The organism is Methylobacterium radiodurans, assembly GCF_003173735.1.
Taxonomy (GTDB): domain Bacteria; phylum Pseudomonadota; class Alphaproteobacteria; order Rhizobiales; family Beijerinckiaceae; genus Methylobacterium; species Methylobacterium radiodurans.
On sequence record NZ_CP029551.1, the window covers coordinates 1,813,510 to 1,839,543 of the forward strand.

Sequence of the window (26,034 nt, forward strand, 5' to 3'; positions counted from 1 at the left end):
GTCGCGATCATCACGGTCGAGCGCTGCCGTCACGGCACGCGCGAACAGATCCGGGCGCGGCTTCAGCGCTTCGTGGATGCCTGCAATCCTGCCCGTCGGCTTGAGACCCTCCGGTGCCTCCCGTCCTGCGAGCACGTCCTTCAGGCTCGAAGGAGAAGTCCAGACGCCTCGGGCTCGATCCGGCACACCGGATCGCGGGACCATGCACCTCGTGCGTCACCATGAATTAGGAACCGCTTATCGCGCAACCTTTTTGCGCACGGCCTTCGAATTGATGACGAAAATTTATTTGATACGGCGTACCTAAGGTTTATTGTTTTCGTATGAGATGCGGCGACCGAATATTAAAATAACTCTAGATCAACGAATTCAGATCAATATTTCCTATAGGAACGATTTATGTATCGTTTCGCTTGCGCGATGTAACCGCTGAGGGGCCGCTCTATGTTGGCACGCCTGCGTCGTAGATTCGAGGTGCCTGTCGATTGTCAAAAATTGTCCGGGCAGCAAATTAAAATCCCTGAATTGGCAGAAAATCTGTCCTGCAGCCTTGCACTGCGCGAGCAGGCAGAGCCCATTATTGAGCAGATCGAACAGGATCTGCACACGCTGATCAACGCGGTCCAGCAGAGCTCGGCCGAGGTGAGCCGCTCGGTGGCTCAGGCGGGCGCGTCGTTGACCGACATCAGCGCACGAACTGCTGCGCTCGTCAGAGAGACGCGGACCGTGGACGGGACACTCAGCCGTCTGGCCCAAGCGGCTAAAGAGTTGACCCAGGCATCCACAAGCATCAGCGCCCAGATCCACACGGCGGCTCAACTCTTGGAGCAGATCACGAGCCTCGTCGGCGCCGCGCAGAGCCAGATCGAGCATCTGCGCGCGTCGTCAAGCGAGATTGGCACTGTCGTCAACGTGATCTCCGGCATCGCCAGGCAGACCAATCTCCTGGCGCTCAACGCAATGATCGAGGCGAGCCGGGCAGGCGAGCAAGGCCGCGGGTTCGCGGTCGTAACGGCGGAGGTGAAGGCTCTTGCCAGCCAGACCGCTGGCGCGACCGAGCACATCCGCACGAGCATCGAGCGCTTGCAGAGCGACGCAGTCGGGTCCGTTCGCACCATCACGGAAGCCGCCAGCCTCGCTTCCCTGGTCGGCCCGAGGTTTGTCGAGGTCGTTTGACATGGTGGCAACGGTGCGAGGCGATCGTGCTGCTGGCGCGTGCCGGAGCCGTCACCTTCTACAGCTTCTTCGGGACGAATCGCCCGCTGCTGTTCGCGATCTTCCCACCCCTGATGCTGATCACGTTCAGGCTCAGCCGACATGGCACGGAGGCCGCTGTCATGCTTGTGGCGGTCATCGGAGGGATCGCCACGATGCAAGGGCAGAGGCCCGTGGTGCTGATCGCTGCCGATGCCGCGACTCAAGCGCAGGCTTTCCAAGTTTTTCTGGCCGTCATTCTGCTGACCTGCCTTCCCGTGGCTGCCGAAGTGACAGCCCGGGCGCGCCTCATGGTGGCGCTGGCTGCACATGATCAGGAGATGACTTCAATCGCCACCTTCGACCCATTGACGAAAATCCTCAACCGCGGTGGTTTTGAGGCTGCGGCCAGGCAGCTTCTGCTGGGGAAGCCGTCGGATGCTGCTAGTCTGATCGCGATCGACTTCGATCATTTCAAGCAGATCAATGATCGTTGGGGCCATCATGCCGGTGATCAGGCGCTCAAGCACGTCGCATCATTGCTGAGGTCATACACACGCGATCAGGATATGATCGGCCGTCTCGGCGGCGACGAGTTCATGATCCTTCTGCCGAATGCCGGGTTGGAGGCTGCCAAAGCCGTGGGTGAACGCATTCGCGCCGGCGTGCATGCCTCGCCCATCTCGATCGATGATCGTTTCGTAGCGGTCATCAGCCTCAGTATCGGTATCGCCGTCTCGCACCGAGGCGAGCGGTACGAAGATCTGGCTCAGCGCGCCGATCGGGTCCTGTACCAGGCGAAGCGAGCCGGCCGAAACACGCTCCGGTGGGCTGCTTGATCGTCCTGATTGCGGCTGGGTGGCCAAATCGAAAGGCTGTTACGGGACTGCGACTCACTCGGTGGCCCTGACGAGAGGCTGTTATGAGCCGGCTGCGAGTCGAGCGACCTTTCGACAGCCGGTTGCTGGTCGCCACGCTCGATGCGGTGCCGGGCATGGGGACAGGTCGAGGCGGTCGCCCACGGCGCAGACCCGACACGCTACACGCCGACAAGGGCTACGATCATCGCCCTTGCCGGCGCGATTGCCGGGCGCGCAGCATCACTCCTCGGATGGCTCAGCGGAGACCTTGGGCGTCTCGGGATAATATGTTTTGCCCTCCCGCAAAGGCTTCTGGCCTTCAAGCGGTGCCAAGCCCAGGGGGGATTACAACAGCTTTGTCAGCATCCTCAGCTACATCAACGGCTTCGGCAACCGCGAGAGCGAGAGTATTCTGATCGAAGGGCTTGCTTAGGCGCAGTAGGGACAGTTGAGGCTCTTCTGATGTCTCGGCGAAGCCCGAGGCGAGGATGACCGGCAGCCCAGAACGCTCGACCGCGATCTGGGCTGCCAATTGAAGACCGGTCATGCCGGGCATAGCTTGGTCGGTGATGATGAGGTCTAACCTCTGCGTGCGCCTCAAGATGCTGAGCGCTTCTTCACCTGAGCGAGCCTCAATCACGCGATGACCCAGGTCCTCCAGCATCGCAGCCGTATTTTCCAGAACAAGCGGATCGTCATCTACCACCAGCACCGATAGAGGCCGCATGGTCGCGCGCGACTTGTTGACGAGGCTGGGAGCCTCTTCGTGTCCTACCGACGCTTCGGCTACTGGAAGCCACATCTCCGCCGTGGTGCCCTCGCCCAAGCGGCTTCTGAGTAGGAGACGCCCCCGTGACTGGGCGGCCAAGCCCTGCACCATCGACAAACCAAGCCCAGTGCCCTTCCCCACGCCCTTGGTGGTGAAGAACGGCTCCTGCGCGCGCGCCAGGGTGTCCACATCCATGCCGGTGCCCGTGTCCGTCACCGAGAGGCAGACATAGCGGCCCTCCGGCAGATTCGCTTCGTCCTCGTTGCCTGCTTCACGGCCCGCGATCGTAATCGTGCCGCCCTCCGGCATCGCGTCGCGCGCGTTCACCGTGAGGTTCAGGAGCGCCAGTTCACACTGATGCGCATCCACCATCGCGCGCGGTAGGCCGAGCGGAAAGCGGGTCTCGATATGCACCTGCGGGCCGATCGAGCGTTGAAGCAGGTCGGTTATGCCCCGGACCAAGTCCTGCAGGTCAACGACCTCAGGCTTGAGTTCCTGCCGCCGCGCGAAGGCCAGCATGCGCTGCGTCAGGGCAGCGCCGCGCTGAGCGCCTTGAACCGCATTGTCGAGGAGGCGCACGAGCTTGGGATCATCCGGCAGCCGTTTTCTCAGCAGTTCGAGGCTGCCCAGGACGGCCATGAGCAGATTGTTGAAGTCGTGGGCGGCGCCGCCCGTAAGCTGGCCGATGGCCTCCATTTTTTGGGACTGGGCCAGGGCCTCGCGCGCTTGATCCAGAGCCTCCTGCGCCTGCTTGCGCTCGGTGATGTCGCGCGTGACCTTGGCGTAGCCGACGAGTTCCCCCTGCTCGTTACGGATCGCGTCGATGACGACGTTGGCCCAGAATTGGCTGCCGTCCTTGCGCACTCGCCAGCCTTCGGCCTCGAAGCGCCCCTCCCGCGCTGCAGTTCCGAGGGCGGTTGCCGGCACGCCCGCTTGCAGGTCCTCCTGCGTGTAGAAGCGCGACAAGTGGCTGCCCACAATCTCGGCGGCCGTGTAGCCCTTGATGCGCTCGGCTCCTGCGTTCCAGTTGGCGATCCGACCCTCGGAATCCAGCATGAAGATGGCGTAGTCGGTCACACCCTGGAGCAGCAGGCGGAAGCGCTCCTCGCTCGCCCGCAGCGCAGCAGCCTCCCGCTCGGACGCCTGCGAGAGGTGCCGGTCGAACATGGCGGCCGCAAGGGCTAGCACGAGGATCAGAAAGGTCGTCCCGGTGACCCAGAGCGCGAGATGCGTCTGGTTAACGCTTGTGACGCCGCGAGCGTGATCGACGGGAGCACCGGAGCTGAACACGGCACCCTGCATGGCGGCATAGTGCATGCCCGAGACAGCAAGTCCCATGATGACAGCGGCCAGGAGCCGGAACCTGACGCCGGTCTGGTGGAAGGCGAGCCAGAGCGCTGCAACGGCCGCGCCGATAGCGATGAGGATCGAGACGGCGACCCAAAGGTGGTCGTAGCGTAGGTCTGCGGGCATGCGCATCGCGGCCATGCCGGTGTAGTGCATGCCGGCGATGCCGAGGCCCATGACGAGACCGCTCAGGCACAAGGAGGCCGTCCCTGCACCGGGCCGGTTGACGACGAAGAAGCCCAGCCCCGTGACCACAATGGGCAGAGCCAACGAGAGAAGGGTGAGGCGCAGGTCGAAGCCGATTTCCAAGCCCGGCAGGCTGAAGGCCAGCATGGCGACGAAGTGCATCGACCAGATGCCGCCGCCCATCGCGATGGCGGCAGTCACGAGCCACGCGCGGCTGGACCAGGCGGAGGCGGCGCGCATGCGCGTCGCAAGGTCGAGTGCGGTGTAGGAAGCGGCGGCAGCGATCAGGACGGAGAGCGCGACGAGGACGGCGTCGTGTGTTCCAGCATGTGCCATCGGAGCGGAAATACCTGCTGGGCGGGTCAACCATAAGGGGGCGGTACATCGGGGCCGCTCGGAGGCGCGGCGCGGGCCGCCCCATCTGAAGAGGCAGATGGCATACAACCCTGGGTGTCAATCGTTCGTCGTGCGGCTTTGGCCAGCGGTACCCGCGCGGCGACCTGCCGGGTTCCGATCGGCACGAGGGCGCGGCAGAGGTCGATCCGCACCGTACCGATCCGCGGATGGATGCCGAACAGGTCGAGGTCGGTCCAGCCGAACTCCACCGCCTGCGCGCCGAACCGCGCCAAGGAGTCGAGCATCACGGCCTATGCCTTCGGCCAGCACTCGCCGTCGAGACAGCGGGCAGGGGACATGCCCAGCCTCAGGCTCTCTACACCGGAGGGTCAGGTGTAGCGCTGGGAGATCGCAGCGGGGACGCGGTGTGCAGACATCGGCGCGTAATAGAGCAAGGCGGGGGAGCCGGCTAACGCGCCCGGATATTAGGTCTAGGGCAGTTCGATTTAAATTTAGATACGACATAGCGAGACGTTCGCAGGTTCAGAAGAACCCCGGAGCGTTTCTCAAGTCTTATGCTAAGTCGTTGAAGGTGCTGGTGCTGCGAGAGAGGATTGAACTCTCGACCTCTTCATTACCAAAAAAGCGCGCCGGCCGATCTTCTGTGTTTGTTTACGCAACGTGCGCGTCGCGTTCTGCGCTCTGAGCGCTTTCTGCGCTATGGTTTCGGCCTTAGGGGTTCACCTGAACCTCCGAGCACTTCATAGATCACCGGACCGTCCGGGCCCGCCCGACCTCCAGCGCGTCCGCGGTCTGGCGGAGGTGGCTCGGGCTGAACCGCGCGTAGACCCGCTGCGTGATCAGGTCGTCCGCGTGGCCGAGGAAGGCTGCGATCTCCGTCATAGGCCGCCCCGCCTCGGCGAGCCAACATGCTGCTGTGTGCCGAAGCATGTGCGGCGTCAGGTTCGGCAGGCCCGCGCGCTTCGCCGCCTTGCCGAGCGCGGTGCGCACGCTCTTCACTGGCTCGCCGCCCCACTCGATGACGTGCTCGGTCCGCCGGTGGGCGAGGGCGTTCGCCAGGGCGGCGCGCAGGGTGTTCGTCATCGGCACCGTGGCGCGCCCCTTCTGCGGGCGCAGGCTATGGCGCGGCCCGAGGAACACCAGCCCGCGCTCGAAGTCGACGCGGTCCCAGGTCAGCTCAAGGAGCGCGGCGTTCCGGCCGGCCGTCGAGATGGCGAGGAGCAGATAGAGCCGCAGGTGCGGGGTCTCGGCCGTGTCGAGCAGCCGGTCGAACTCCGGCCGGGTCAGGTGGCGCTCTCGTGCCTGGGGCGCCGACGGCATCTCGATCGCGGGGGCCCTGGCGATCATGTTGGCCTTCTCGGCCCAGAGTAGGGCGGCCCGCAACTGGTTCAGTTCCGTCCGGATCGTGCCGTTGGTCACGCCGATCGGTACCGCCCGGCCCTTCGCCGCGAACCGGTCCTGCTGCTGCTTCGAGCCCCGCTTAGCCGCCCGGCGCTCCGCCGTGTAGGCTTGGCAGAGCTTCTCCGTGATCTCGGCCGGCTTCCTGTCGCCGAAGAAGGCGAGCACCGCCTTCCCGGTCCAGCCCATGTTCTCGGCGATCCGGCGGCCCACCTTGGCGGCGATGTAGCCCTCCCAAATCGTGCGGACGGTCGGGTCTACCGGGCGCTGCGCGTCCTCGACGACTCGGCCGAACTCCGCTGCCGCTCCCGCCGCATCGCGGCATTCAAGCTGGCGACGGCTGAGGCGCTTCCCTCCTTTATAGACGGCGACGGCCCAGCCTCCACGGAAACGCTGGAGCTTGTATTCTGGCATCGCTCGTATTCCTGGAGGGCGGATTCGGGCACCCGGAGCAGCTTGCCCCCGGCCCGGAACGCCGGCAACTCGCCGTTGTCGATCATCTTCCGGACGTGCGCCGCCGAGCATTTCCAGCGGTCCGCCACCTCCTTCGGGGTGTAGCAGATCACGGGCGTCCTCCTTCCTGCGGTGAGCCAGCCTTCCAGAGCACCGGCCGCGCGTGGTCCGGGATGCGCGAGCGGCCCCGCGCCATCGGGTGCATCGGGTGGCCGTCCTTCGACAGGCCGAAGCAGTGGATGTCGGGCCAGGGCGCCTCGCCGTTCTGGATTTCTTCCAGGACGTGATCGGCCCACATCGGGTCCCAAGCGCCCGCGCCCCAGCACGCGACAACGAGTGCTGCGGTCGTGGCCTCGCGCACGACCACGTCCTCGTTCTCCCAGAGGCGGTCCCGGGCGTGGTAGTCCGGACCGTTCTCCTGCCACCGCGACCACGCCCGGCAAGGATCCGGCGTCGAGCTGCGGAACGGGTAGAGGTTTACCGCCGTGAACCCGCCGTAGCCCCACGATCGGGCGAAGTGCATCCAGCGGCAGACGGTCGGGTCGTCCTTCCTGTGATCCGCCGTGCTCGGGTTCAAACCGATGAAGCAGACATGCCCGCCCTCGCTCGACCACGTGCGGGTCAGCGTCCAGCGGTAGAGCCCGCAGCGCGAGAGGTCCGCGCCGCGTTGGATGGTGTCGGCGAAGGGCGTGCCGAACAGGTCGGTCGCCGCGAGGATGGCGATCATCACGCGGCACCTCCCGCAGTCGGGCTGCTGGGGCGGGCGGTGAGAGCGGCGCGAGCGCGGATCATCTCGTTCGACGGGCCGTACTCGCCGACGAGGGCGGCGGCCTCCTGCTCGGCCTCGATCACAGCCAGCCGGTCGCTGCGCTCGCGCATCCACCGGGTCGTGACCACGCAAGCGTCGATGTGATGGCTCTTCGGGATCAGCTTGCCGCCGAGCTCGCGCACCCACGCCTTGGCATACATGTCGGCACTAGCTTTCTCATGCTGAGCCTGCCTCAGGGCGGCGTCACGCTCGGCCGTGACCTTGCGCAGCTCAGCCTCAAGGCGCTCGAACGCCTCGACGGTCAGGACCCGACCGATCCGGCAACCGGCCGTCTTCTCCGCGCTCATGCCGTCCCCGCGATGTCGAGGGCGTCGGCGGGGAGCGCGTCGATGTTCGCCTGAAGGACAGTGAAGCTGATCGCGGCGACCCATGGGTTCGCGTTCCATGCGTCGACGCCATGAAGCATCTCCCAGAGGTGCCGGAACGCTTGCCGGGGTGAACCGTAGATCGTTCGAACGAGCGCTAGGCGCTCGACCATCGACAATCCGTTCCAGGAGCCAGGACGATCATGCTGTTCCGCGAAGTTGCAAATGCCCTCGGCCTCGGCGTCCTCTTCGTTGATGTCGAGGAGACGCTGGGCACGTACCTCTGAAACGACGAGCGTCAGGCGCGAGGCCCAGCGCGGCATGAAGATCGAGGGCCGCAGCTTGCCGTAACTGTGGGCCGTGCAAGGGTCGGCCTCATAGCGGGTGTAGCCGGGCTGGATGGCGCGAGGCGGCCGAGCGTCCCACTCTTCCGTGGCGCGCCAAGTCTCCTTCACCCAAAGGCGGTCGCCCGCGGCCCACCTCGGCCTAATCTCGCCCGTGGCGAGCGGCACGGTGATATCGTCGCCGATGTCGAAGGGGGGTGGCGGCACAATCACGCGCCGCGTCTGCGTCTTCTGACCGGCGAGCAGCGCCTGGATCATGGGCGCCGAGAAGATGATGGGACGGTCAGCCACGGGCGGCCTCCTCGGTCGTGAACACGGCGCCCGGCTTCCGCCGGATCCACGGCTCCCAGCGTGGCTCGGCCGGGCGCAGTTCGTTCTCGACGATGCCCTTTTGCCGGAGCATCAGGATCGTGATGCCGACCTGCCGGCCGAGTTCGGCGCCGACCTGTTCGCGGAACGGCAGAAGCTGGATCCACTCGTCCGGGGTGCGGGCCAGGACCTCGGCTTCCTCGGCGGTGATGATCGGCGGCACGTTCAGGCGCTCGACCGCCTCGTCCAAGCTGGCGCAGGCCGCGCCATCAACCGACCAGACCCGGACGCGCGAGGCGCCGACCTTCTTCGCCTCGACCCGGTCAAGCGGTCGATCGACGGCGGACAGGCGCGGGATCGTGGTGTGCTGCCAGATCGTGGCGCCGCCGAGCTTGCCGTAGTTCGCGTGACCGGCGTCGCGCAGGCGCCCGGCCATGACGGTGTCGTGCGTGATGGTCTCTGTCTCAGCCATGGCTCGGCTACCTCACAGGGCGGGCGGGAATCGGAAGAGCGACGGGCACCTCGTCCGCCGCGGATCGCGCGAGCGTGACGGGCCGGGTGCGGCGGCGAGGGGGGGCGGTGGCCATGTCGGACCCGCGCTGAGCGGCATCGCAGTCGGCACGGATGGGCGGACGGGCGCGGTCATGCCGCAGCTCCCTGGCGCGCAGCCGGAGGTCCGGCCATCGCCCTTGGAATCAAGCCGGTTCGTGCCAGCCGAGTGCTGTACTGACTGCGGCTGGCCCTCCTACGCAATGTGCGCCGAGGATCCCTTGTAGTGCAGAGCTTGTGATTGCGCTGATAATTTGAAAATCCAGAAGCTGACGGTATGCTGCATCCTGCCGCATCGCGGAATGAAACAAGAAACTGTGTAGTTCTAGACAATAATAGGTCTATCTCTCTATGGCTGCCACCGGAACGGGCACAAAAAGCGTACTTGAAGAAAAGGTGGAAGATCTGGCGAGATCCATACAAGAACTCGCCAGATCTTTGGACTTGAACAAAGAAGCAGGCATTGACCCGGCCGAAACACAGAAACTGGTATCGACGCTGCTGCAGCTCAAATCGATGGAGGAACTCGGCCTTCATGAGCCCGACCGGGAGACAATCGAGGCCATCGAGCGCATGACAGCAGCCCTCAAGCAGGCCGCTGCGGGTCGGCGGAAGGTATGAGCTAGCCGCACGGAAGGTCGCGGCGCCGGTGCGGGTCGGGTGAGAGATGCGGGTCATCAAAACGGCATCTCCTCTTCCGGCGGGAAGTCGCCGCGCGCCCGGGCGATCGCGCGCTTCAGCGCGATGCGGAGGTCGCGGGTCTCCTCGACGCCCATTGGGTGGCGGTCGAGGTCCTCCGGGCAGGCGGCGCGGAAGCCGCCGACCCAGCACAGCAGGTCGGCCATGCCCTCGGAGAGCCGCTCGGCCTCCACGAGGGGCAGCACGAGTACGGCTGTGTTGGTCGGAGCGACGTCCACGGCTCAGGCCTCCTCGCGCTCGCGGGCGGCTTCGGCGCGGCCGTCGGCCTGCCCGGCCTCGAAGTGCGCGAGGCGCGCGGCGTCGGCCTTGATCTCGGCCGTCAGCCCCTTGCGCATGCCCTGGATGCCGCCCTCGTAGCCGAGGAGGAGGGCGGACGCGGCCGACATCAGCGCGCTCCCGCCAGCTTCTGCTCGACGCGCTGCATGGCGGCGGACGCGCGCCGGGCGAGGCTGGCGACCTGCGGCCCGTCCGGCGCCCCGCAGCGGGCCAGCTCGAGCAGGGTGAGGAGCGACTTGGCCTCGGAGATCGCGACATCCGCGCCGACGCGGCGGAGGAGGCTATTCGAGGTCTCGGGCGCGAGGCTGGATTCGGTGCGCATCAGAACCTCCCGAAGCGACCGACGCCGAGGTCGGTGGCGGTGAGACGAAGGGCGTCGTCGGGATCGCGCGGCAGCGGGCGGCTGACCCGCGCGCGGTGAGCGGCGCGGCCGGCACGGGCCAGCTCGGCCCGCACGTCGGCGCGGATTTGCGCGGCCCGAGCTTCAAGAGCGCGGCGCACGGCGGCGCGGGAGAGGTCGGTCGCCATCACCGCCCCCACCCGAACCGCGCCTGACCGGCGCAGAATGCGAGGCCGCCGAGGGTCAGCGGGGCGACGATGGTGAGGGCTTCGAGGAGGGACACGGCGGCGGCTCCGTCAGCGCGGGTTGCGGTCGAGGCGCTGGCCGGTGGCGCGCAACGCGACGCCGCCGCCGATCAGGCGCTTGAAGGGGGATTTCTTGCCGCCGGGCAGGGGCTGGCGGTGCGGGTCGGTGATGCCGGCGTGGCGGTCGCGGACCCGGCGGTTGCGGGCGATGACGCCCTGATCCGTGACGGTCTTCGCGGCGTGGCAGGCGCGGCAGAGCACGGCGCAGTTGTCGAGCGAGGCGTCGGCCGAGATCTCAGTCGGGATGACGTGATCGAACTGGTAGCGGCCGACCTGAAGCTCGGTCGGGCAGCGGGTGCCGTCCGACAGGGTGCCCTCGCATTGGCCGGCGGCGCGCTCTAGAGCGGCGCGCTGGGTGGCCTTGGTGAACTCGACGCGGGGCATTAGGCGGCGACCTGCGCGCGCTCGGTCAGGTCCACCACGATGGCGGCCGCGTCGCGGTTGTCCTCGGCGAGGCGGTGGGTGTGGATCTCGTTCGCGCCGGCCCGGCGCACGCTGTCGAGCCAGGAGCGGGCGCCCGCCTCGGTCAGGCCGTGGGTGGCGCGGAGGATGGTGGCGAGGCCGGCTGCATCACGGACCACCGCCAGCACCACGGTTTCGAGGAGATCGGCCGGCTGGACGGCGGGGAACTGGACGCCGACGACGTAGCGCTTGCCCGAGCGGCCCCGCCACGCGGAGAGGGCCAGGGCCGGGGAGCCGCGCAGGCCGGCGACGGTCCGCAGGCGCTCCTCACGAACCTCGGCGCGGGTCTCGCGGTCGGTCTTCAGGTCGCGGAGGGCGGCGGTCCAGGAGAGGCGGCGGGGCATGGCGTGCTCCATCGATAGGCGATGGAGGTATGCTCCCCATTTTGGGGATCTCAGTCAACCCCATAATGGGGAATTTTCCGCGCGGCTTCGGCGGCCACTTATCCACACCCCGACAAAACGATTCGGACTCGACAACCAAAACGCGCCGCCCCACCATAGAACACAACAGGAACAAACGTGGCGAGCGAAGGGTGGGGCATGCTTCGGGTACGGCCGAACCAGAACTCGCGGAAGTCGTCGGATTGCGGATCTGGTGCGATGACTGCGGCCATAAGGCTTACTGGCCGCAGTCGCGCATCCGAGATGCGCTTCGGCGCGGCTTCAAGACTGTCCCGGGACTCGGCAGCAAGTTCCGCTGCCATTCGTGTGTAGATCGTGGCGGCAGCGGCCGGAACGTAACTGTCCGTCCCGTGCTGAAGGCCCCTCGAAAACCTTAGACCAGGAGGCGATCATGTCGGTTGGTGACAGGTATGGCGCACAGACCTTCGTCCTGGACCGCAAGGGCCAGCTCGGTGAAGGCAGGACCTACGCCTGCAAGGATGCCGACGAAGCGCGGCGCATCGCGTCCGCCCGGGTCGCGGGAGGTTACGCTGCGGGTGCCGCCGCCTTCATGCGGCGCGGCGGCGGTGAGTTCGATGAGGGCGAGACCGTCACCTTTGAGGTGTACGGGGCGGTCCCGCCGGGCGTTGAAGATGCCGTGCCCTTCTAGGGAAGGTTGAGGCGATCGAGCCATGACGCAGCAGAGCACCGATCAGCCCAAACCCGTCAGCATGGCAGATAACGTGCGGGCAAGCTCCCATGCAGACGAGCTTACCCCTGCGATGGTTGACGCGGGGGGTGCTGTGCTTTCCGCCCTTGAGAGGGAGGTGTCCAGACATACGCTGGCAGAGGAGGTTTTTCGGGCAATGGAAGCGGCTCGCCCGGTTTCCGGCCTGGGTAAAGAGCCATATACATAGTAAGTCCGCCAATGTAGCCCTTTAGATCCTGGCACTCCTCGCATACGCGGCGGACGGTATTCAGGTGATCATCCAATACTGGTCCAAAAACCTCAGGGCCTTTTGTGCGACTAAGGCTCAAAACGCTTCCATCGCTACCTGCCCTGCCGGCCAATCCAGCATGGATATATGTGTTCCTGTTTACACGGCAGCGATCATAAAACTTTTCGGCATGCTTCAATCGGTCAATCATTTCGGCCGAAAAGTCTTTTTTTACAGCTAAATCGTGTATCTTTTGCCATATAGTTATGTCGCCAAGGTCGTGGCTAATAATCCTAGCTTGGTCAGTCGGTAAATCAACGACATGTTTAAAGAGCGCATGTAGCCAATGCTCGCATGAGCCCCAGATAAGCGCTAGAAAACCGAGCGCATGGGTCTTTTCTGGACTTATGAAACTTCGCTCTCTGATCCAAGGATCTGGATGATCAAATCCGCTGCCCATCTGCACCCCGTGACTGTCTGTTCATATCCCGATCAGCTCTGACCACGGGATCACCCGGTGGACGCGCTTCACGTCCTGCTCGCCGAATGTAATTTCGTCCTTCGGATTGAACTGCTCTACCACGACCTTGGCGGCCGACCGGCGGATGAGCCGTTTTACGAAGGCATCGCCCGGCTCGTCTTCGTTTGGCCCGTGTTTCTCGACCACGACGTAATCGCGCGGTGCCGGCCGGCGGTGCGGATCAACATAGATCAGCGTGCCGTCCTCGTAGGCCGGCGCCATGCTGTCCCCGACCACATAAATCGCATAGACGTCCAGCCGGTTTGCGATCCCGGGCGGTCGCGGCGCATGGTCAATGCGCTGTCCGTTGAACCGGAAGTCGCCGTGGTCGCCGCCGACGCCCGTGCCGAGGACCGGGACGTTCCGCGGGCCCTTGAATGTCGCGGTATCGACTATCGTAGCTGTTTCGGCTCTGCGGGCGTTTGGCTGCGCGTTGGGTGCCGCCTCGGCCGCAAGCGCGCCGTAGACCTCCTCGGGTCGAACGCCAAAGATCTCGGCAGCCTTGAGAATGCGCTCCGTTTTGAGCCCTCGATCGCCATCCTCAATCTTGACGTAGCCGCTCTTCGACATGCCGAAGGCCGCGGCGGCCTGATCTTGCGTAAGCCCAGAACGCTCGCGCAAGGCCTTCAGATTGTTCGCCCGCTGCGGTGATTTCCCCATGTCGGGGAGAATGGTTGAGGCTCGATCCGTCGTCGCTCCCCATTGTGGGGGTTCTTGCGCTTGACAAAGATCCCCATTTTGGGGAAGTATGGGCGCATGAGGCTGCTCGACTACATGCGCGACGAGAAACTCGATGACGAGGCGTTTGCGTCTCGCCTCGGCGACTGCACCGCGCATGCAGTCAAGAAATGGAAATACGGCGAGCGGGAGCCCGACGCCGGTACGATCGTCCGCATCCAAGTGGCCACTGCCGGCAAGGTCACGGTCCGCGATTGGGCCGAGCAGGCTGATGCGATGCGCGCGCGTCGCGCCGCCAACACCGACGCCACCCCGGCCCCCGCCGAGACCGCGGGAGCGGCGGCATGAGCGATCACCGCTTCTCGCCCTCATCGCAGGTGCCGATTCGGGTCGTGCCGAACGGTGTACGTGACGATCTCGATCTTGCATGCATCGCAGCGCAGGAAGCTGTTCGTCTGCCAACGCGTCGGCCGCGCGTAGCTCTGCAGGATGCTCTTCCGGCGTTGCTGGTAGCAGTTGGGACAGATCTTATGCGGCGGCTCGCCGTTCTCCATGCCCGGCTTGGTCGCGTAGGCAAACACGCAGGTAGCGACCTCGGTGAGCTGGTAGCGCTCCTTCTCGCGGTGCCAGTCTTCAAGCTCCACTACCTGCTTTTCCAGATCACGTACGCGGTCGGACAGTTCCGACTGCGCCGCATGGGCCGCCAATGCGCTCGCCTGGGCGGACATGATCTCAGTCGTCAGTTCGACGGCCTTCTCCCGCACAAGCTGGGCGTCGCGAATACCCAAAAGCGACTTCGTCAGATCCGTGCTGGCCTTCAGAGAACTGAGGAGGCCTGAGATGGCTGTCATGTCCGGCATATTCAGCTCCATCAGGTTCGGTTTCGCAGCCCCTGATGTAGCGCACCCGGCCGCGCGTCCCCCCTCGCGCGCGCCGGGCGTCGCCTTTCAGCGAGGCGCTCGATGAGCGCCCGCGCGTCCATCACCGGCACCGTTGTCGCCGCCATCTGCGCGGTCATTGCGCTGGGCGTCGCTGCGGGCTGGGACTCAGCCTCGCGCGGCGAGCTCATCGTCCTGCACCTCGGGAGCGAGTGATGCTCGCGCCCGCCTCACCGCGTTCCGTCCCCCTCCACCAGCGTCAGGACGGCGAAGGTGCCGCTCCGGTGTTCACCGCCCGCTGGAGCCTCCCGATGCAGCCGTTCGATCTGACGCAGGCCGCTTACTCGCTCGAGGTGGTTGGCCCGACGCTGCGGGAGCAGGACGCGTCCGGACAGACCCTCGTCGAGATGATGGGACCAGGCGCCGAGCGCACGCTGGCGGATGCCCGTCGTTTCCATGTCGCCGTCTCCAATCTCCCGCACATCGCCGACTTCATTGAGCGGCTCGCCGTTCATGAGGATCAGATCTTCACGTTGCTCTCTGCTTTGGAGCGGGGCGACGACGTTCGGCTGATCTGTACACCGAAATATGCGCCTGCTGCGCCTGCCGACGAGCCTGTGCCGCTCGCGAGGAGCGCATAGGCATGGCGCTCAGCACCTTCCTCCCGGCGGCGTTTGACGTGAGCGTCGCCCGACTGCAGCAGCCCGGCCTTTCGGCCGGGCGCTGCCCTTTCTCCCTGCGCGATCGGCTTGTGCCTGCCAGCCTGCCCGGCCGCGCTTCTGTGCCTGCGTACCCCCTCAACCTGATCGGGGAGCGCTGAGATGACCGCTGCCTCCTTCGCTTCCGGCCCGTCTCCGATGCACACAGCATCGGGGAACGGCATGCGAAAATCTGGGGTAACTCTGCGAAAGATTGGGGTACTCGAACCCCAAATCTTCGGCGAGCGGATTGCGGAGTTTCTGCGCGGCATCCATCCGACCAAGACTGCGTTGTGTGTCGAGGCCGAGACGCAGATCTCGTCCAAGACTATCGGCAAGTGGCTCGAAGGCGCCTCGTCGCCCTCGGGCAATGCCTATCACCGCCTGATCGAGGTCTACGGGCCCGAACTGTTCGTATTCGTCTCACCCGATGCCTCGCCGGCCTCGTTGCGGGAAGCGGCACGGATATGCGCGCAGGCCCGGGCGGAGCGTCAGCGCGATGCGATCGAGCGCGAGATCGCCGCGCTGTGGGGCGCTCGATGAACGTGCCTGCAACTGCTCTTCGCATCCTGTCTGCCGCCCTCCGTGGGCTGGCGGCGCCGTTCATGGGCGCGGCTTGGCTCCTCGTGCAGATAACGAAGCCAATCCTGTGGTGCTCGCGCCAGTGCCTGGAGCGCGCCCGCGAGTGGGACCCGCGCCTCTGGGAGCGCGACGGCGACCCGCGCTCCGACAACCGGGAGCGTCGCCCGTGAGCGCCCCGGCCCACCCCGACCTTTCCGGCTGATTCAGCCCGCCCACGCGGGGCGTCCCCGCGCATCCTGGAGACGACGATGGCAGCGGCTCAACACGGCAACGGGTTCGACCCCAAGCGCACGAAGGAGTGCGTCGACCGAATCGAGGCGCTCGCCGCCAAGAAGGCGAGCCTGCACATGACCTACATGGCCGAGTGCGCGGTCATCAATGAGGACATCGGCGACGTCTACGAGGAGGCCAAGACCGCCTGGCACATCCCGAAGAAGGCGCTGAAGACCGTCGTCAAGGCGCGCGCGACCGAGCGGAAGCTTGAGGCGATGCGCAACGACCTCGACCTGATCGACCGGGAGAGCTTCGACCAGATCCGGCACGCGCTGGGCGATCTGGCCGACACGCCGCTCGGTGATGCGGCGCTTGCCGGCAAGGACGACGCGAAGGGCAGCAAGGGCGGCCGCGGAGCCCGGAAGGATCGCGATGCCGCGCTCGACGCCGTGTCGACCGGCAACGGCGCCGAGCTGCTCGCGACCGGCATCAGCAAGCTGAACTGACACCCTCCAGCGACGCTCGGATCCGCCCGTGTCCTACTCCGGCATCATCATGTCGCTCGACCTCGCTGGCAACTCCGGCGTGGGCGAGGGTCGACCTGGGGGCGCCCCGCGCCTCTACGACGCGCACCTGCACCGCGAGGGCGACGAGTGGGAGGACACGTGGGGCCGCGCGATCGGGTGGATCGCCGACCGGCTCTACATTGAGCGCGAGGCCGTCTCCGCAGGCGACCTCCGCATCATCGTTGAGGCGCCGATCTTCGTCGGAAAGGCGGGCGCCAAGAACGCGAACTCCGAGCTCGTCACGAAGGGCCTCTGGGCCTGCATCACCGGCTTCGCCCGCGCCCGCGGCGTGATGGTCCGGCGCGTCCACGTCTCCACCGTGCGCGCACAGTTCCTCGGCAGCGGTAACATGCCGGGCGATGCCGCCAAGCGCGAGGCCCGTCGGATCTGCCGGGCGCTGGGGTGGGAGCCGCCGAGCCTGGATGCTGCCGATGCCGGCGCCCTGTGGTGGTACGGTTGCCATCTCTGGGCGCCGGATCTCGCCCCGCGGGTTCATCCGCTGCTGCTCAAGCGGAGGGCGGCATGACGTGGCTGCTCACCCACGATGGCCGCGTCGTCTTCCGCGGCAGCTACCGGGACGGCCTCGCCGCCGCTGAGCGCGCGGGCGTGCTGTTCCACGTCGTCACGGTGGCGACCGACGCCGGCCGGAAGACGTTCGAGGTCGCGGGCCGCGGCTTCTACGACGACGGCACCGAGCGGGCCCCGCGCCTGGAGCGCGGCTGGATGCTGTTCCCGCAGTCCTCGCACGGCATCCCGCGGAGGGCCGCGGCATGATCCCCTCCGGCCATACCGCCGTCATGGCCTCGCGCCGCGAGCCGCCGGACGCCCTCGATTTCTTCCCGACGCCGCCCTGGGCGACGCGCGCCCTGCTGTCCCACGTGCTGGCGCTCAGCAGCGATGAGTTCCTCTCGTCCTCGGCCTGGGATCCGTGCTGCGGGGAGGGCCACATGGTCGGTCCGCTGCAGGAATATTTCTGGGCCGTCGAGGAAACGGACGTCTTCGACTACGGCAAGGGCTTCGCGGTCTCGGACTTCCTCGCCGACGACGAGCGCACGGCCGACTGGCTGATCACGAACCCGCCCTTCAAAATCGCCGAGGCCGTTGCTCTGCGCGCGCTCGACCGCGCCAAGGTCGGCGTCGCGATGCTGGTGCGCTCGGTCTGGCTGGAAGGGACGGGCCGCTACGAGCGCCTGTTCCGGGATCGCCCGCCCACGACGATCGCGCAGTTCTGCGAGCGCGTGCCGATGACGAAGGGCCGATGGGACCCGGATGCGTCGACCGCGACCTCCTACGCCTGGATCGTCTGGCGCATGACAGAGCAATTGGCCGCCCCAACCTTCACCTGGATCCCGCCCGGCTGCCGGCGTGCTCTGACGCGCCCCACGGACATCGTGCGCTTTGCCGCCCGCTCGGCCGCCGCGCCCCTCCTCCCGGCAGCGAAGTAGCGTCATGGCCCCCATCGACCTCGACACCATCATCGCGGACGCGGTCGCGGACACACGCGAGGACTTCGGCGCGGCCGAGGACCTGCAGGCCCAGCTGCTCGCGGGAATCGGCCTCGCGATCGCGGTGTCCGCCCGCGGCGATGCCCGGGCAGCCAACGCCATGTGCGAGCGCGCCTCGGTGATGATCTTCGAGCAGGCCGCCTCGGTCTCCCTGATGCTCGCCGCCGACGGGAGGGTCTGATGGGCGAGGTCGTCCAGCTCCGCCCCGATCCTGATCAGGCGCTGACCGAGGCCTGGAATGCGCTTACCCGCGCCTACGATCTCGCGGTCAGGCGGCCGACGATCCGCAACATGGTCGGCGTTGCGCGCGCATGGGACGCGTACTCGGCCCTGATCGGATTCGACGCCATCGCTGATGCGGAGCGCCGGTTATGAGCGGGCGGGCCGTCATCCCCTTCACCGGTCCGGCCGAGCCGGCCACGCAAGCGCCCGAGCCACCGCACAACGTCGAGGCCGAGCAGGCGTTGCTCGCCGCCCTGATGCTGAAGCCCGACCAGCTGCCCGAGGTCGCGCAGTGGGTGCGGCCCGAGCACTTCTACTTCGCTGACCACCAGGACGTGTTCGCCTGCATCGAGGCGCTCGTCGCCGCGAACGTCGAGCCGACCGGCGTCAACATCAAGGGCTACCTCCGGGAGCCGACGATCGCTGGCGAGCCCGCCCACGTCTACCTCGCGCGGATCGTGCAGGAGGCGTCCGGGTGGAGCGCCGCGAGCCACGCGCGGGTGGTGCGCGACATGGCCACGCGCCGCGCCATGCTGGCCGTCGGCGAGTCGCTGGTCGAGCGGGCCCGGTTCGATCCCGCCGACACGGCCGCGCAGGCTATGATCGAGGACACCGAGCAGAAGCTGCTCGACCTGCGGGCCATCGTCCCGCAGGCGCACCTCGCCGGGCAGTCCACCCACGAGGGCATGGCGTGGATGCGGGAGCGCATCACAAGCCTGCGCAGCGGGCTGATCGCCTCCACGTCGGTCTCAACCGGCATCGCGGACCTCGACCGAGTCACGAACGGCGGCTTCCAGCGCGGGCAGCTCTGGCTCCTCGCCGGCCGGCCCGGCATGGGCAAGACGGTCGCCATGACCACGCTGAGCCGCAACGCGGCGCGCGAGGCGGGCGTGCTGGTGTTCCAGCTGGAGGTGACCCGGGATCAGCAGTGGTCCCGCTACCTCTCGGACCTCGCCTACGTCCACAACAGGCCGCTGCCCTTCGGCAAGATCATGGCCGGAGTGGATCTGAAGGACGACGAGGTCTGGCGCATCGACGATGCCGCCCGGCGGATCGAGCAGCTGCACCTCCGCCTGGAATGCGAGCCCAGCGCCACGGTCGCGCAGATCGCCTTCGCGGTGAAGGCCGAGAAGCGGCGCCTCGCCAAGCAGGGGCTCAGCCTCGGGGTCGTCTTCATCGACTACCTGAAATTCGTCCGGGTGTCCGACCGCTACAAGGGCAACCGGGTGCTGGAGATCGGTGAGATCTCGGGCTCGCTGAAGCAGCTGGCGAAGAGCGAGGACATCTGCGTCGTCCTGCTTGCCCAGCTCAACCGCCAGGTCGAGGCCGAGGGCCGGGCCGACCGGCGCCCGACCGTGGCGGACCTGCGCGATTCCGGCGAGCTGGAGCAGGACGCCGACACGGTGCTGCTGCTCTACCGCGAGTCCGTCTACCTCGAGCGCAAGCTGAAGGCCTCGAACGATCCCGAGACGGCCGCACGCCTAATCGATCGCCAGCACGCCCTGGAGCTGATCCTGGGCAAGAACCGCAGCGGCAAGACCTGCACCCTCGACCTGTGGTGCGACGTGGCCGCCTCCTCCATCGCTCAGCACTCCAGGGGGCCGCACTGATGGCTCGCATCCGCACGATCAAGCCCGAGTTCTGGACATCCGAGCAGGTCATGGAGTGTTCGACGAACGCTCGCCTCCTGTTCATCGGCCTCTGGAATTTCTGCGACGACGCCGGCCGCATGCCGGCCTCGGACAAGCGCATCAAGGCGAGCGTCTTCCCGTCGGACGACTTCACGGCCGAAGACGTTCGTCGAATGATCGACGAATTGTCGGCGAATGGCCTGATCCTGCTCTACACCGTTGAAGGCAAAGAGTATCTTCAGGTCACGGGCTGGCGTCACCAGAAGATCGACCGCCCTCAGACCTCGAAAATTCCTGAGCCGCCGACCGATCCCGATCCGCATTCGCCGAATGATCGTCGAACGTTCGGCGTAGGAAAGGAAGGGAATGGAAGGGAGAGGAAGGGAAAGGAATCTAGCCCCGCCCCGGCAGAACCTCACCCCGCGCGAACCCTCCAGGCTGCGCCCGCTCCGGCACCGTCGGCCGTTGCCGAACCCGCAGCGCCGGGCCGGGCCGAGGCCTGGGCCAATCGAGAGAACTTCGACCGAATCGAGCGCCGCTGTCGCGAGTCCCTAACCGGAGGCGGCCCGCAGGACCTGCGGATCGGGCCGATGGCGAAGCTGGTCGCCGATGGGCTGGACCTCGAAGCCGAGGTGATCCCCACCCTGCTCGACGTCGCGGCTTCGGCGCGAGTGCCGATTCGGACATGGACGATCTACGCCGACCGCATCGCCGAGCGTGTCAGCGCCCAGCGCCAGGCCCGAGCCTCGCAGGGCCTGCCCGCGGTGCCGACGGCTCCGACCCCGCCCGAGGACCTCGTCGATCTCAGCCCACACGGCCGCTACCCCGAGACCGTGCTGCGCCTCGCCATCGCGAAGTTCCGGCAGAGCGGATCGTGGATCGACAGCGTCTTCGGGCCAGCGCCCGGTGAACTCGGCTGCAAGGTCCCGCCCCGCCTGCTGATCGGGGAGGCTGCGTGATGGCCCGGCTGACCCGGAAGCAGCGGTTGAGGATGAAGTTGCAGCGCGAGGCCGCGCACAAGGCGTTCATGCGCCGCGGCGAGATCCGGCGCGAGGCGCTCGCGGCCCGGGACGAGCGGTCGGCCGAGCGCGTCGAGACCCCGCAGGAGCGGCACCGCCGCGAGCGGCTGGAGCGAGAGGCGGCCCGGATCGCTGCGCGTCGCGCTGAGCACGATCTCGCCCCGGTGAAGGCCTGGGCCATGGCCGACGCCGCGGTCGGCCGCATGAACGACCTCTGCGACAAGCTGCGGAAGGCCGGCGTCCCGCACTTCCGCGCCCAGGACGAGGTCGAGCAGGTCCTGCCCGACGGCCGTGTGCGCAAGCTGCGCGTGCCCCTCGTCGCCCGCACCGTGTTCGTCGGGGCCGAGAGCGCCGAGCACCTCGCCCGGCTGCAGAGGACGTTCCCGTGGCTGGCCGAGCGCGTGCCGGGCCAGCGTTACGGCCATCTCGAGCACACGCAGCACGACTTGGTCCAGATCGGCGACCGCGTCGAGGCGCTGCCTGGCGAGGCCTTCCCCTGGCACGTCGACCGCTACGAGCGGGTGGCGGGCCACGATGCGGAGGGCAACGCCGCGCTGGTCCCGGCGCTCGTCCCCGACGCCGAGCTGCGGCGGTTCGCCGAGACCCTGATCGGGGCGGCGCCGGTGCTCGACATGGCCCAGCCCTTCGCGCCCGGCGACGAGATCCGCGTAGCTGACGGGCCATTCGCGAGCTTCAGCGGCATCGTCGAGGAGGTTGACGCGGGCCGCGGCGTGCTGAAGGTCGCGGTGTCGATCTTTGGCCGGGCCACGCCGGTCGAACTCGAGTACCGGCAGGTAGAGCGCCTGTAGGCGGTGGGGCCATCCGCCTCTCGGCGTAGCCAAGGTGAGCGTAGGGCAGAAAGCACATATTTGGTCAAACGGCTAGGGTGAGCCGCTATCCTCATGCAAGCGCTCAGTCGAACGGGATTATGAAATATGTCCTTGAGCCTTCTGAAGGCTGTTGAAGGCCTCGAAGGCGGTTACCACAACAGCTGGCAAGGACCTAACCGAATGCTCAGACTGGTGAAGAGATCACCCGCGGTGGCTTTGTCAAATAACAGACGTTGGGGCGAGCCAAGCGCAATTTTCCTGAAGCGCAGATGATTGGTGCCGTGTGAGGCCGAGTGGATCGAAAGTGCGCCAGCCCTAAAGTTGCACGCCGAAACACATCCGGCCGGCGGTCCAACAGAACCGCCGCGTTAGAGATGCCGCTGTCTTACCGTGACCGCGCGTAACATCCAGCCTCGAACCCGCTCGGTGTGCGCTTCTGAAACAAGGTATAACGCGTAAGCAAAAACCAGGGCGGCGGCGAAGACCACAACCTGCACGGCCAAGGATGTGGCGGATTGATTGAATGGCGCCGTCGACAGCGCGCAGAGAACGAGTTGCACTACGGGGAAGTGGATTAGGTAGAGGGTGAAGCTAAACGGGGCCAGCCTCTGCACGCCCAGACGCTCGACCAAGTGCGACCGGAGGCGGCCCTTCTCGAGTAGGAACAACGCGCCGAGCGAGCACAGGCCGATCAAGAGGTCGCGCCCTACGCCAGGCCGCATCGGATTGAGTAAGACGGCAGCGAGAAGGATACATAGGACCGCCGCTCCGACACCTAAGCGCAGGGAGATGTGCGCTTTGTCTACGGCGAACAGGGCCGCCGCTAACAGCCAGATCAGGAGACCGACCAAGTAAATTGAGGCGCGGTCCAAGTCGTTTGGTTCGATTCCCTCGACCTGCGAAAGGGCAAGGACACTGGCCACGAATAGCACGACGGACCACCAGCGACCGATGAGCAGCACGCCGAACAAAACATAGTAGATGACCTCGTTTGACAGGCTCCAGAGCGATACGTTCAGGCCGTACTGGTTGCAAGCGATCATCTGCAGACTCGCGACGTTGCATAGAGCGACCCTGAGCCCAAGTGATCCGGCAATGTCAGCTCCAGCCGGATAAAAATTCGCCCGGTGCGCGATAAATCCGGTGAGGTCAAAGAAGTGCAGGGCGACAAGCGTTGTCGCCGCGGTTACTGCGAGGCCAGGGAGAAGCACTGTGCCAATGCGCGCCGCCCGGGCGACGGCATAGGGAACGAGCTGCTGCTGGCCACGAATGGATCTGACGGTCGCCCCGCCGCCCACCAAGTAGCCACTCAGCGCGAAGAACATGATGACCGCCGAATGTCCAAACGACGAGGCGATGTTGACGATGGTGTAGGCCGCTTTGACGGCCGCACCTTCCGCGGGCATTGAGGCTTGGCTGTACATCAGCTTATTGATGTGGCTCAAGACAACGGCCACGGCTGCCAGCCCCCGAATTGCGTCTAGCCAGATGGAGAGTTCAGGAGCAATCTTAGTCGAAGAGCGGATCACGCTAGGCCATCGTGAGGAATCGGGTTCCTCCCCATCATCGTTGCGATTGAGCATGGCCGTGAGCTTGGGAGGTACGCCCACCGCAAGCAGCTTGTGCGAATGGCTTCTATTCGCGGAGAGCTTCCGCAGGAACGGGCCGATCACTGCTTGCTTTCCGGCTGGACGACGCTCCGATCTAAAACCTCGGCGTTGCGGCCGATGGCGCAGCCGAGACACATGAAGACGCTGGCGAAAGCCAGGGGCGCGAACAGCGCCTCTTCTTGAAACAAGCCATTGACTAGGAGCAGCGGCACCGCGAGCGAGAATACTCGGACGGCGGCATCGCCGCATCGGCGATGGATCATTAGGCCCGTCCGCGCAACGTGGACGTAGAAGGCGAGGAGTAAGCCACCGCAAACGCCCATCTGCTGCAGGAGAACACCGATAGCGCTCTCAACCGCGATGTCGGTGTGCCCAAGAGCCTGTGCCTTCGGCCAGTCGATGCGGGTTGGGTCGATCGCGAAATTACCGCTGGCGCCGAGGCCGGCGCCCCAGGGCGCACGCGCGAAATCCATGAGGCCGCCGATGAGGCCGAGTACGTGGTAATCTCCGCTGGCCCGCCCGAGCGCAATCACTACGGCAGCGTACACGCTGAGAACAATAGCCAGCACAGGCAGGAGAAGGCGTGGCGCGCGGGCACTTAGCGCAATGCTCATGCCGAGGAAAAGCAGCGTGACGAGCGCCCCCTTTGAGCCAATCAAGATAAGAATTGGAAAAGTCAGGGTTGCCGCGACGTAGCGGCGGTGGCCAATCAGCAGGATCAGTGACAGCAAAATGCCATATGCGTAACTGATTGAGCTAAACGGTGGTCCCAGCGTACGATAGAAGCGCAGGCCAAGATCGGCGAGTAAGCTCAAATTGAGGAAATCAAACATCTGTGCCTCGGAGAAGTCGCGCATCACGCGCCCAGTCTTCTCCATTTCTTTGACGAAAAAATTGCTGTTTATTAGGTCGTTCATATTCCAAGTCAAGAATGTGTTGGCGTTTATTAGCTCAAATAGATGTTCTCGGTAGAAAAATTCCAAGTATCCATAGAAAGCCAGCAGGGCGGAGATAGGTATCATGATCCAGCTGAGGTCAACTTTCGACTCAGTCGAAACGACCAGAGCGATTTGAAACAAACAAAGCGGCAGGATCAAGTTTCGTAGGTAGACAACAGCGGCAAATGGCGTCCCGGTGAGACCTAGCAGGAAGTAGACAGCAACAAGCGCTTGCACCCCAAATGTCAGCGTGATCAACCTCGTCGTCGTCCCGTAGCGCCGTAGGCGCACGAACACGTACCGGCCTATCACACAGAGCCACAACGAAATCACCAAGACGAAGCTATAGCCTTTGAGCGCCTTGAAAGTATCTATATCCTCAATGAGTGGCGAGATGATCGATACGAATAAGTTCTGAAAGGCGAACGCGAATAACACTACTCCTGGGATCAGCGGCCGGCCGTAGACTGTGATCAGGGCGCAGATCGCAAAGCAAAACGCGTAGCCAAGGGCTGGGGCCACGAAGTGCGCGACGATGGGGATCGCGACCGCAACCACGGCGACCAGTGCAAAGGCGATGAAGTCCACCAATGCCTGTGCGACCCCGTTGTCTGACATGAGCAGCGCATCACGGTAGTCGTACTGCCGCCTGCCCTTGGTTAGGTCGGCCTTTGTCATGGTTGGATGCACTTCATGGCCAAATCCTTCCCCTGCTCCGTGGTGCCCACGGGGTTTAACTAGAACAAGCTCTAAGCTAAAAATCTAGCTCATTGAGAGTCTTCGTTGATTAACCATTAAGTCACACAAGCCAAAGATGCATTATTTTCGTAAATTTTCCCAATCCTGTCGCGGCGACTGACGGTCAGGCCTTGACCGGTAGTCCTCGATGGATTTTCCTAGACTATCAGCCAAAAGTAAATAAGCATGTCTTTCTACGTGCTCAAGATGGGGGACAGAGCACCCGCCGTTCTCCACACGCGGCGCTTGACGGACCGAATCAACTCTGAATCTATGCGTCGAGGACGACCGCCCCTTGTACTCCCCGGCGACGGGTTGAAGTGATGAGCAGCGCGGACCCGAGGTGTCAGGCCAACCCGAACGGGACCGCCTGACACCGAGTCCTACCGGATTCCGAACAGCGCTGCGGAGGACGTCATGTCCGCCCTGACCTTCACGGGCGACGGCCTCCTCGGCCGCTTCGCCAACCAACTCACGGTGCTCGGCGCCAACGCGCCGATCGCCCTGTCCCGCGCCCTCAACCACACCGGCGCCAAGGCCCGCACCCAGGTCATCCGAAACCTAACCAAGCAGACCGGGCTCAAGCGTTCGGTGATCGTGAAGGCGGTGAAGGTGAACCGGGCGACGGCCGCGGCCGAGCAGTTCGGCTATGCCGGGCGCCTGACCTACACGCTGAGCACCAAGGGCGGCGACATCAGCCTGAAGTTCTTCGACTCGAAGGAGGTCAAGGGCGGCGTCTCGGCCAAGCCCCGCGGGCGGCGCCAGATGTTCGCCGGCACCTTCACCCATGGCGGTCGCTTCCCGAACCGCGTCGGCCCCGTGATGGGCGGGCACGTGTTCAAGAACATCGACCCGAACCACGCGTGGCGGGGCAAGACCGAGCTGCAGAACTCCGGCGTCTACATCCCGGATGAAATGCTCCAGGGCGCCACCGAGGCGGCGTTCATGCACGTCATGGGCGAGGAGCTCGAAGCCCGCGTCGCCCACGAGATCGGGCACCTGATGGGCATGCCCGGGCTCTGACGGGCGCCCGAAAGAGAATCGCCTTCCGAGCAAGAAATCTGCGCCGCGCCTGTTGACATCCCGGACTGCATGTGAGTGAC

Annotated in this window: 37 protein-coding genes and 2 pseudogenes; 21 read left to right on the top strand and 18 right to left on the bottom strand. The window is 65.5% G+C overall.

Annotated elements, in window-relative coordinates:
* Positions 1-444: 444 nt before the first annotated feature.
* The 3 genes and pseudogenes from DK427_RS27330 to DK427_RS08280 all read left to right on the top strand — a co-directional run.
* Positions 445-1,176 carry a methyl-accepting chemotaxis protein gene (locus DK427_RS27330; RefSeq protein WP_109950855.1) on the top strand — a complete coding sequence of 244 codons (732 nt, stop codon included), beginning with the start codon at positions 445-447 and terminating at the stop codon, positions 1,174-1,176.
* Positions 1,177-1,202: 26 nt separating this feature from the next.
* Complete coding sequence (locus DK427_RS08275; RefSeq protein WP_162559731.1) at positions 1,203-2,033, top strand: GGDEF domain-containing protein; 831 nt, start codon at positions 1,203-1,205, stop codon at positions 2,031-2,033.
* A 113-nt stretch (positions 2,034-2,146) separates the two neighbouring features.
* Positions 2,147-2,317 (top strand): annotated as a pseudogene (locus tag DK427_RS08280) (IS5/IS1182 family transposase); the annotation flags it as partial.
* 56 nt (positions 2,318-2,373) lie between these two features.
* Here DK427_RS08280 and DK427_RS08285 read toward each other — a convergent pair.
* The 8 genes and pseudogenes from DK427_RS08285 to DK427_RS08310 form a co-directional block, all read right to left on the bottom strand.
* Positions 2,374-4,692 carry an MHYT domain-containing protein gene (locus DK427_RS08285; RefSeq protein ID WP_109950857.1) on the bottom strand — a complete coding sequence of 773 codons (2,319 nt, stop codon included), beginning with the start codon at positions 4,690-4,692 and terminating at the stop codon, positions 2,374-2,376.
* A gap of 26 nt (positions 4,693-4,718) precedes the next feature.
* A complete protein-coding gene (locus DK427_RS26150) occupies positions 4,719-5,000 on the bottom strand; it encodes a hypothetical protein (RefSeq protein WP_204165289.1) in 282 nt (93 codons plus the stop codon).
* Between the two features lie 460 nt (positions 5,001-5,460).
* Complete coding sequence (locus tag DK427_RS26155; protein WP_245930843.1) at positions 5,461-6,525, bottom strand: tyrosine-type recombinase/integrase; 1,065 nt, start codon at positions 6,523-6,525, stop codon at positions 5,461-5,463.
* A 17-nt stretch (positions 6,526-6,542) separates the two neighbouring features.
* A pseudogene (locus DK427_RS27335) lies at positions 6,543-6,677 on the bottom strand (helix-turn-helix domain-containing protein); the annotation flags it as partial.
* Complete coding sequence (locus DK427_RS08295; RefSeq protein WP_109950858.1) at positions 6,674-7,291, bottom strand: DUF1643 domain-containing protein; 618 nt, start codon at positions 7,289-7,291, stop codon at positions 6,674-6,676. The pseudogene DK427_RS27335 and the gene DK427_RS08295, both read right to left, overlap by 4 nt.
* The gene (locus DK427_RS08300; RefSeq protein ID WP_109950859.1) at positions 7,291-7,680 is read right to left on the bottom strand and encodes a hypothetical protein; all 390 of its coding nucleotides are present in this window, start codon (positions 7,678-7,680) and stop codon (positions 7,291-7,293) included. Before DK427_RS08300 ends, DK427_RS08295 begins: the two co-directional genes overlap by 1 nt.
* The gene (locus tag DK427_RS08305) at positions 7,677-8,300 is read right to left on the bottom strand and encodes a hypothetical protein (RefSeq protein ID WP_245930844.1); all 624 of its coding nucleotides are present in this window, start codon (positions 8,298-8,300) and stop codon (positions 7,677-7,679) included. The genes DK427_RS08300 and DK427_RS08305 overlap by 4 nt, the downstream gene beginning before the upstream one ends.
* 25 nt (positions 8,301-8,325) lie before the next feature.
* Positions 8,326-8,823 carry a hypothetical protein gene (locus DK427_RS08310; RefSeq protein ID WP_109950861.1) on the bottom strand — a complete coding sequence of 166 codons (498 nt, stop codon included), beginning with the start codon at positions 8,821-8,823 and terminating at the stop codon, positions 8,326-8,328.
* 428 nt (positions 8,824-9,251) lie between these two features.
* On the opposite strand from DK427_RS08310, the gene DK427_RS26160 reads away from it, so the two are divergent.
* The gene (locus DK427_RS26160; protein WP_162559734.1) at positions 9,252-9,521 is read left to right on the top strand and encodes a hypothetical protein; all 270 of its coding nucleotides are present in this window, start codon (positions 9,252-9,254) and stop codon (positions 9,519-9,521) included.
* 56 nt (positions 9,522-9,577) lie between these two features.
* Here the strand turns inward: DK427_RS26160 and DK427_RS08315 are convergent, their stop codons facing one another.
* The 6 genes from DK427_RS08315 to DK427_RS08335 all read right to left on the bottom strand — a co-directional run bounded on the left by DK427_RS08315 (position 9,578) and on the right by DK427_RS08335 (position 11,326).
* Positions 9,578-9,817, bottom strand: a complete 240-nt coding sequence (locus DK427_RS08315; RefSeq protein WP_109950862.1) for a hypothetical protein — start codon at positions 9,815-9,817, stop codon at positions 9,578-9,580.
* Positions 9,818-9,820: 3 nt separating this feature from the next.
* Positions 9,821-9,985 (bottom strand): hypothetical protein, encoded by a 165-nt coding sequence (locus DK427_RS26165; RefSeq protein ID WP_162559735.1) that lies wholly within the window; start codon positions 9,983-9,985, stop codon positions 9,821-9,823.
* Positions 9,985-10,197: a hypothetical protein gene (locus DK427_RS08320; protein WP_109950863.1), complete on the bottom strand. Its 213-nt coding sequence runs from the start codon at positions 10,195-10,197 to the stop codon at positions 9,985-9,987. The genes DK427_RS26165 and DK427_RS08320 overlap by 1 nt, the downstream gene beginning before the upstream one ends.
* A complete protein-coding gene (locus DK427_RS08325; protein ID WP_162559736.1) occupies positions 10,197-10,403 on the bottom strand; it encodes a hypothetical protein in 207 nt (68 codons plus the stop codon). The genes DK427_RS08320 and DK427_RS08325 overlap by 1 nt, the downstream gene beginning before the upstream one ends.
* A gap of 108 nt (positions 10,404-10,511) precedes the next feature.
* Positions 10,512-10,904, bottom strand: a complete 393-nt coding sequence (locus DK427_RS08330; RefSeq protein WP_109950865.1) for an HNH endonuclease — start codon at positions 10,902-10,904, stop codon at positions 10,512-10,514.
* A complete protein-coding gene (locus tag DK427_RS08335) occupies positions 10,904-11,326 on the bottom strand; it encodes a hypothetical protein (protein ID WP_109954068.1) in 423 nt (140 codons plus the stop codon). Before DK427_RS08335 ends, DK427_RS08330 begins: the two co-directional genes overlap by 1 nt.
* Positions 11,327-11,777: 451 nt before the next feature.
* On the opposite strand from DK427_RS08335, the gene DK427_RS08340 reads away from it, so the two are divergent.
* Positions 11,778-12,035 carry a hypothetical protein gene (locus DK427_RS08340; protein ID WP_109950866.1) on the top strand — a complete coding sequence of 86 codons (258 nt, stop codon included), beginning with the start codon at positions 11,778-11,780 and terminating at the stop codon, positions 12,033-12,035.
* 749 nt (positions 12,036-12,784) lie between these two features.
* Here DK427_RS08340 and DK427_RS08345 read toward each other — a convergent pair.
* Complete coding sequence (locus tag DK427_RS08345; protein ID WP_109950867.1) at positions 12,785-13,483, bottom strand: LexA family transcriptional regulator; 699 nt, start codon at positions 13,481-13,483, stop codon at positions 12,785-12,787.
* 96 nt (positions 13,484-13,579) lie between these two features.
* Here DK427_RS08345 and DK427_RS08350 point away from each other — a divergent pair, with 96 nt between their 5' ends.
* Positions 13,580-13,849: a helix-turn-helix domain-containing protein gene (locus tag DK427_RS08350; RefSeq protein WP_109950868.1), complete on the top strand. Its 270-nt coding sequence runs from the start codon at positions 13,580-13,582 to the stop codon at positions 13,847-13,849.
* A gap of 20 nt (positions 13,850-13,869) precedes the next feature.
* Here the strand turns inward: DK427_RS08350 and DK427_RS08355 are convergent, their stop codons facing one another.
* The gene (locus DK427_RS08355; RefSeq protein ID WP_109950869.1) at positions 13,870-14,373 is read right to left on the bottom strand and encodes a hypothetical protein; all 504 of its coding nucleotides are present in this window, start codon (positions 14,371-14,373) and stop codon (positions 13,870-13,872) included.
* Between the two features lie 90 nt (positions 14,374-14,463).
* Between DK427_RS08355 and DK427_RS27340 the strand changes: the two genes are divergently transcribed.
* The 14 genes from DK427_RS27340 to nusG all read left to right on the top strand — a co-directional run bounded on the left by DK427_RS27340 (position 14,464) and on the right by nusG (position 21,624).
* The gene (locus DK427_RS27340; RefSeq protein WP_281276981.1) at positions 14,464-14,595 is read left to right on the top strand and encodes a hypothetical protein; all 132 of its coding nucleotides are present in this window, start codon (positions 14,464-14,466) and stop codon (positions 14,593-14,595) included.
* Entirely contained in the window at positions 14,595-15,020 is a 426-nt protein-coding gene (locus tag DK427_RS08360) for a hypothetical protein (RefSeq protein WP_109950870.1), read from the top strand. The genes DK427_RS27340 and DK427_RS08360 overlap by 1 nt, the downstream gene beginning before the upstream one ends.
* A 2-nt stretch (positions 15,021-15,022) precedes the next feature.
* A complete protein-coding gene (locus DK427_RS26170) occupies positions 15,023-15,199 on the top strand; it encodes a hypothetical protein (protein ID WP_162559737.1) in 177 nt (58 codons plus the stop codon).
* 1 nt (position 15,200) lies between these two features.
* Positions 15,201-15,620 carry a hypothetical protein gene (locus DK427_RS26175; protein WP_162559738.1) on the top strand — a complete coding sequence of 140 codons (420 nt, stop codon included), beginning with the start codon at positions 15,201-15,203 and terminating at the stop codon, positions 15,618-15,620.
* The gene (locus DK427_RS08370) at positions 15,617-15,829 is read left to right on the top strand and encodes a hypothetical protein (protein ID WP_109950872.1); all 213 of its coding nucleotides are present in this window, start codon (positions 15,617-15,619) and stop codon (positions 15,827-15,829) included. Before DK427_RS26175 ends, DK427_RS08370 begins: the two co-directional genes overlap by 4 nt.
* A gap of 78 nt (positions 15,830-15,907) precedes the next feature.
* Positions 15,908-16,378, top strand: coding sequence for a hypothetical protein (locus DK427_RS08375; RefSeq protein WP_109950873.1), 471 nt, complete (start codon positions 15,908-15,910; stop codon positions 16,376-16,378).
* A gap of 28 nt (positions 16,379-16,406) precedes the next feature.
* Complete coding sequence (locus tag DK427_RS08380) at positions 16,407-16,964, top strand: hypothetical protein (RefSeq protein WP_109950874.1); 558 nt, start codon at positions 16,407-16,409, stop codon at positions 16,962-16,964.
* Positions 16,961-17,212, top strand: coding sequence for a hypothetical protein (locus tag DK427_RS08385; protein WP_109950875.1), 252 nt, complete (start codon positions 16,961-16,963; stop codon positions 17,210-17,212). The genes DK427_RS08380 and DK427_RS08385 overlap by 4 nt, the downstream gene beginning before the upstream one ends.
* Positions 17,209-17,883, top strand: a complete 675-nt coding sequence (locus tag DK427_RS08390) for a methyltransferase (RefSeq protein ID WP_109950876.1) — start codon at positions 17,209-17,211, stop codon at positions 17,881-17,883. The genes DK427_RS08385 and DK427_RS08390 overlap by 4 nt, the downstream gene beginning before the upstream one ends.
* Before the next feature lie 4 nt (positions 17,884-17,887).
* Positions 17,888-18,124: a hypothetical protein gene (locus DK427_RS08395; RefSeq protein ID WP_109950877.1), complete on the top strand. Its 237-nt coding sequence runs from the start codon at positions 17,888-17,890 to the stop codon at positions 18,122-18,124.
* Positions 18,124-18,318, top strand: a complete 195-nt coding sequence (locus DK427_RS08400) for a hypothetical protein (RefSeq protein ID WP_109950878.1) — start codon at positions 18,124-18,126, stop codon at positions 18,316-18,318. The genes DK427_RS08395 and DK427_RS08400 overlap by 1 nt, the downstream gene beginning before the upstream one ends.
* On the top strand, positions 18,315-19,775 hold the full coding sequence (locus DK427_RS08405; protein WP_109950879.1) for a replicative DNA helicase: 1,461 nt from the start codon (positions 18,315-18,317) through the stop codon (positions 19,773-19,775). Before DK427_RS08400 ends, DK427_RS08405 begins: the two co-directional genes overlap by 4 nt.
* Positions 19,775-20,755: a hypothetical protein gene (locus DK427_RS08410; RefSeq protein ID WP_109950880.1), complete on the top strand. Its 981-nt coding sequence runs from the start codon at positions 19,775-19,777 to the stop codon at positions 20,753-20,755. The genes DK427_RS08405 and DK427_RS08410 overlap by 1 nt, the downstream gene beginning before the upstream one ends.
* Positions 20,755-21,624, top strand: a complete 870-nt coding sequence (gene nusG / locus DK427_RS27015; protein WP_245930845.1) for a transcription termination/antitermination protein NusG — start codon at positions 20,755-20,757, stop codon at positions 21,622-21,624. The genes DK427_RS08410 and nusG overlap by 1 nt, the downstream gene beginning before the upstream one ends.
* Before the next feature lie 389 nt (positions 21,625-22,013).
* Here the strand turns inward: nusG and DK427_RS08420 are convergent, their stop codons facing one another.
* Positions 22,014-23,318 (bottom strand): acyltransferase family protein, encoded by a 1,305-nt coding sequence (locus DK427_RS08420; RefSeq protein WP_162559739.1) that lies wholly within the window; start codon positions 23,316-23,318, stop codon positions 22,014-22,016.
* A complete protein-coding gene (locus DK427_RS26180; RefSeq protein WP_162559740.1) occupies positions 23,315-24,871 on the bottom strand; it encodes a hypothetical protein in 1,557 nt (518 codons plus the stop codon). The genes DK427_RS08420 and DK427_RS26180 overlap by 4 nt, the downstream gene beginning before the upstream one ends.
* A 477-nt stretch (positions 24,872-25,348) precedes the next feature.
* On the opposite strand from DK427_RS26180, the gene DK427_RS08425 reads away from it, so the two are divergent.
* On the top strand, positions 25,349-25,954 hold the full coding sequence (locus DK427_RS08425; protein WP_109950882.1) for a hypothetical protein: 606 nt from the start codon (positions 25,349-25,351) through the stop codon (positions 25,952-25,954).
* Positions 25,955-26,034: the final 80 nt, after the last annotated feature.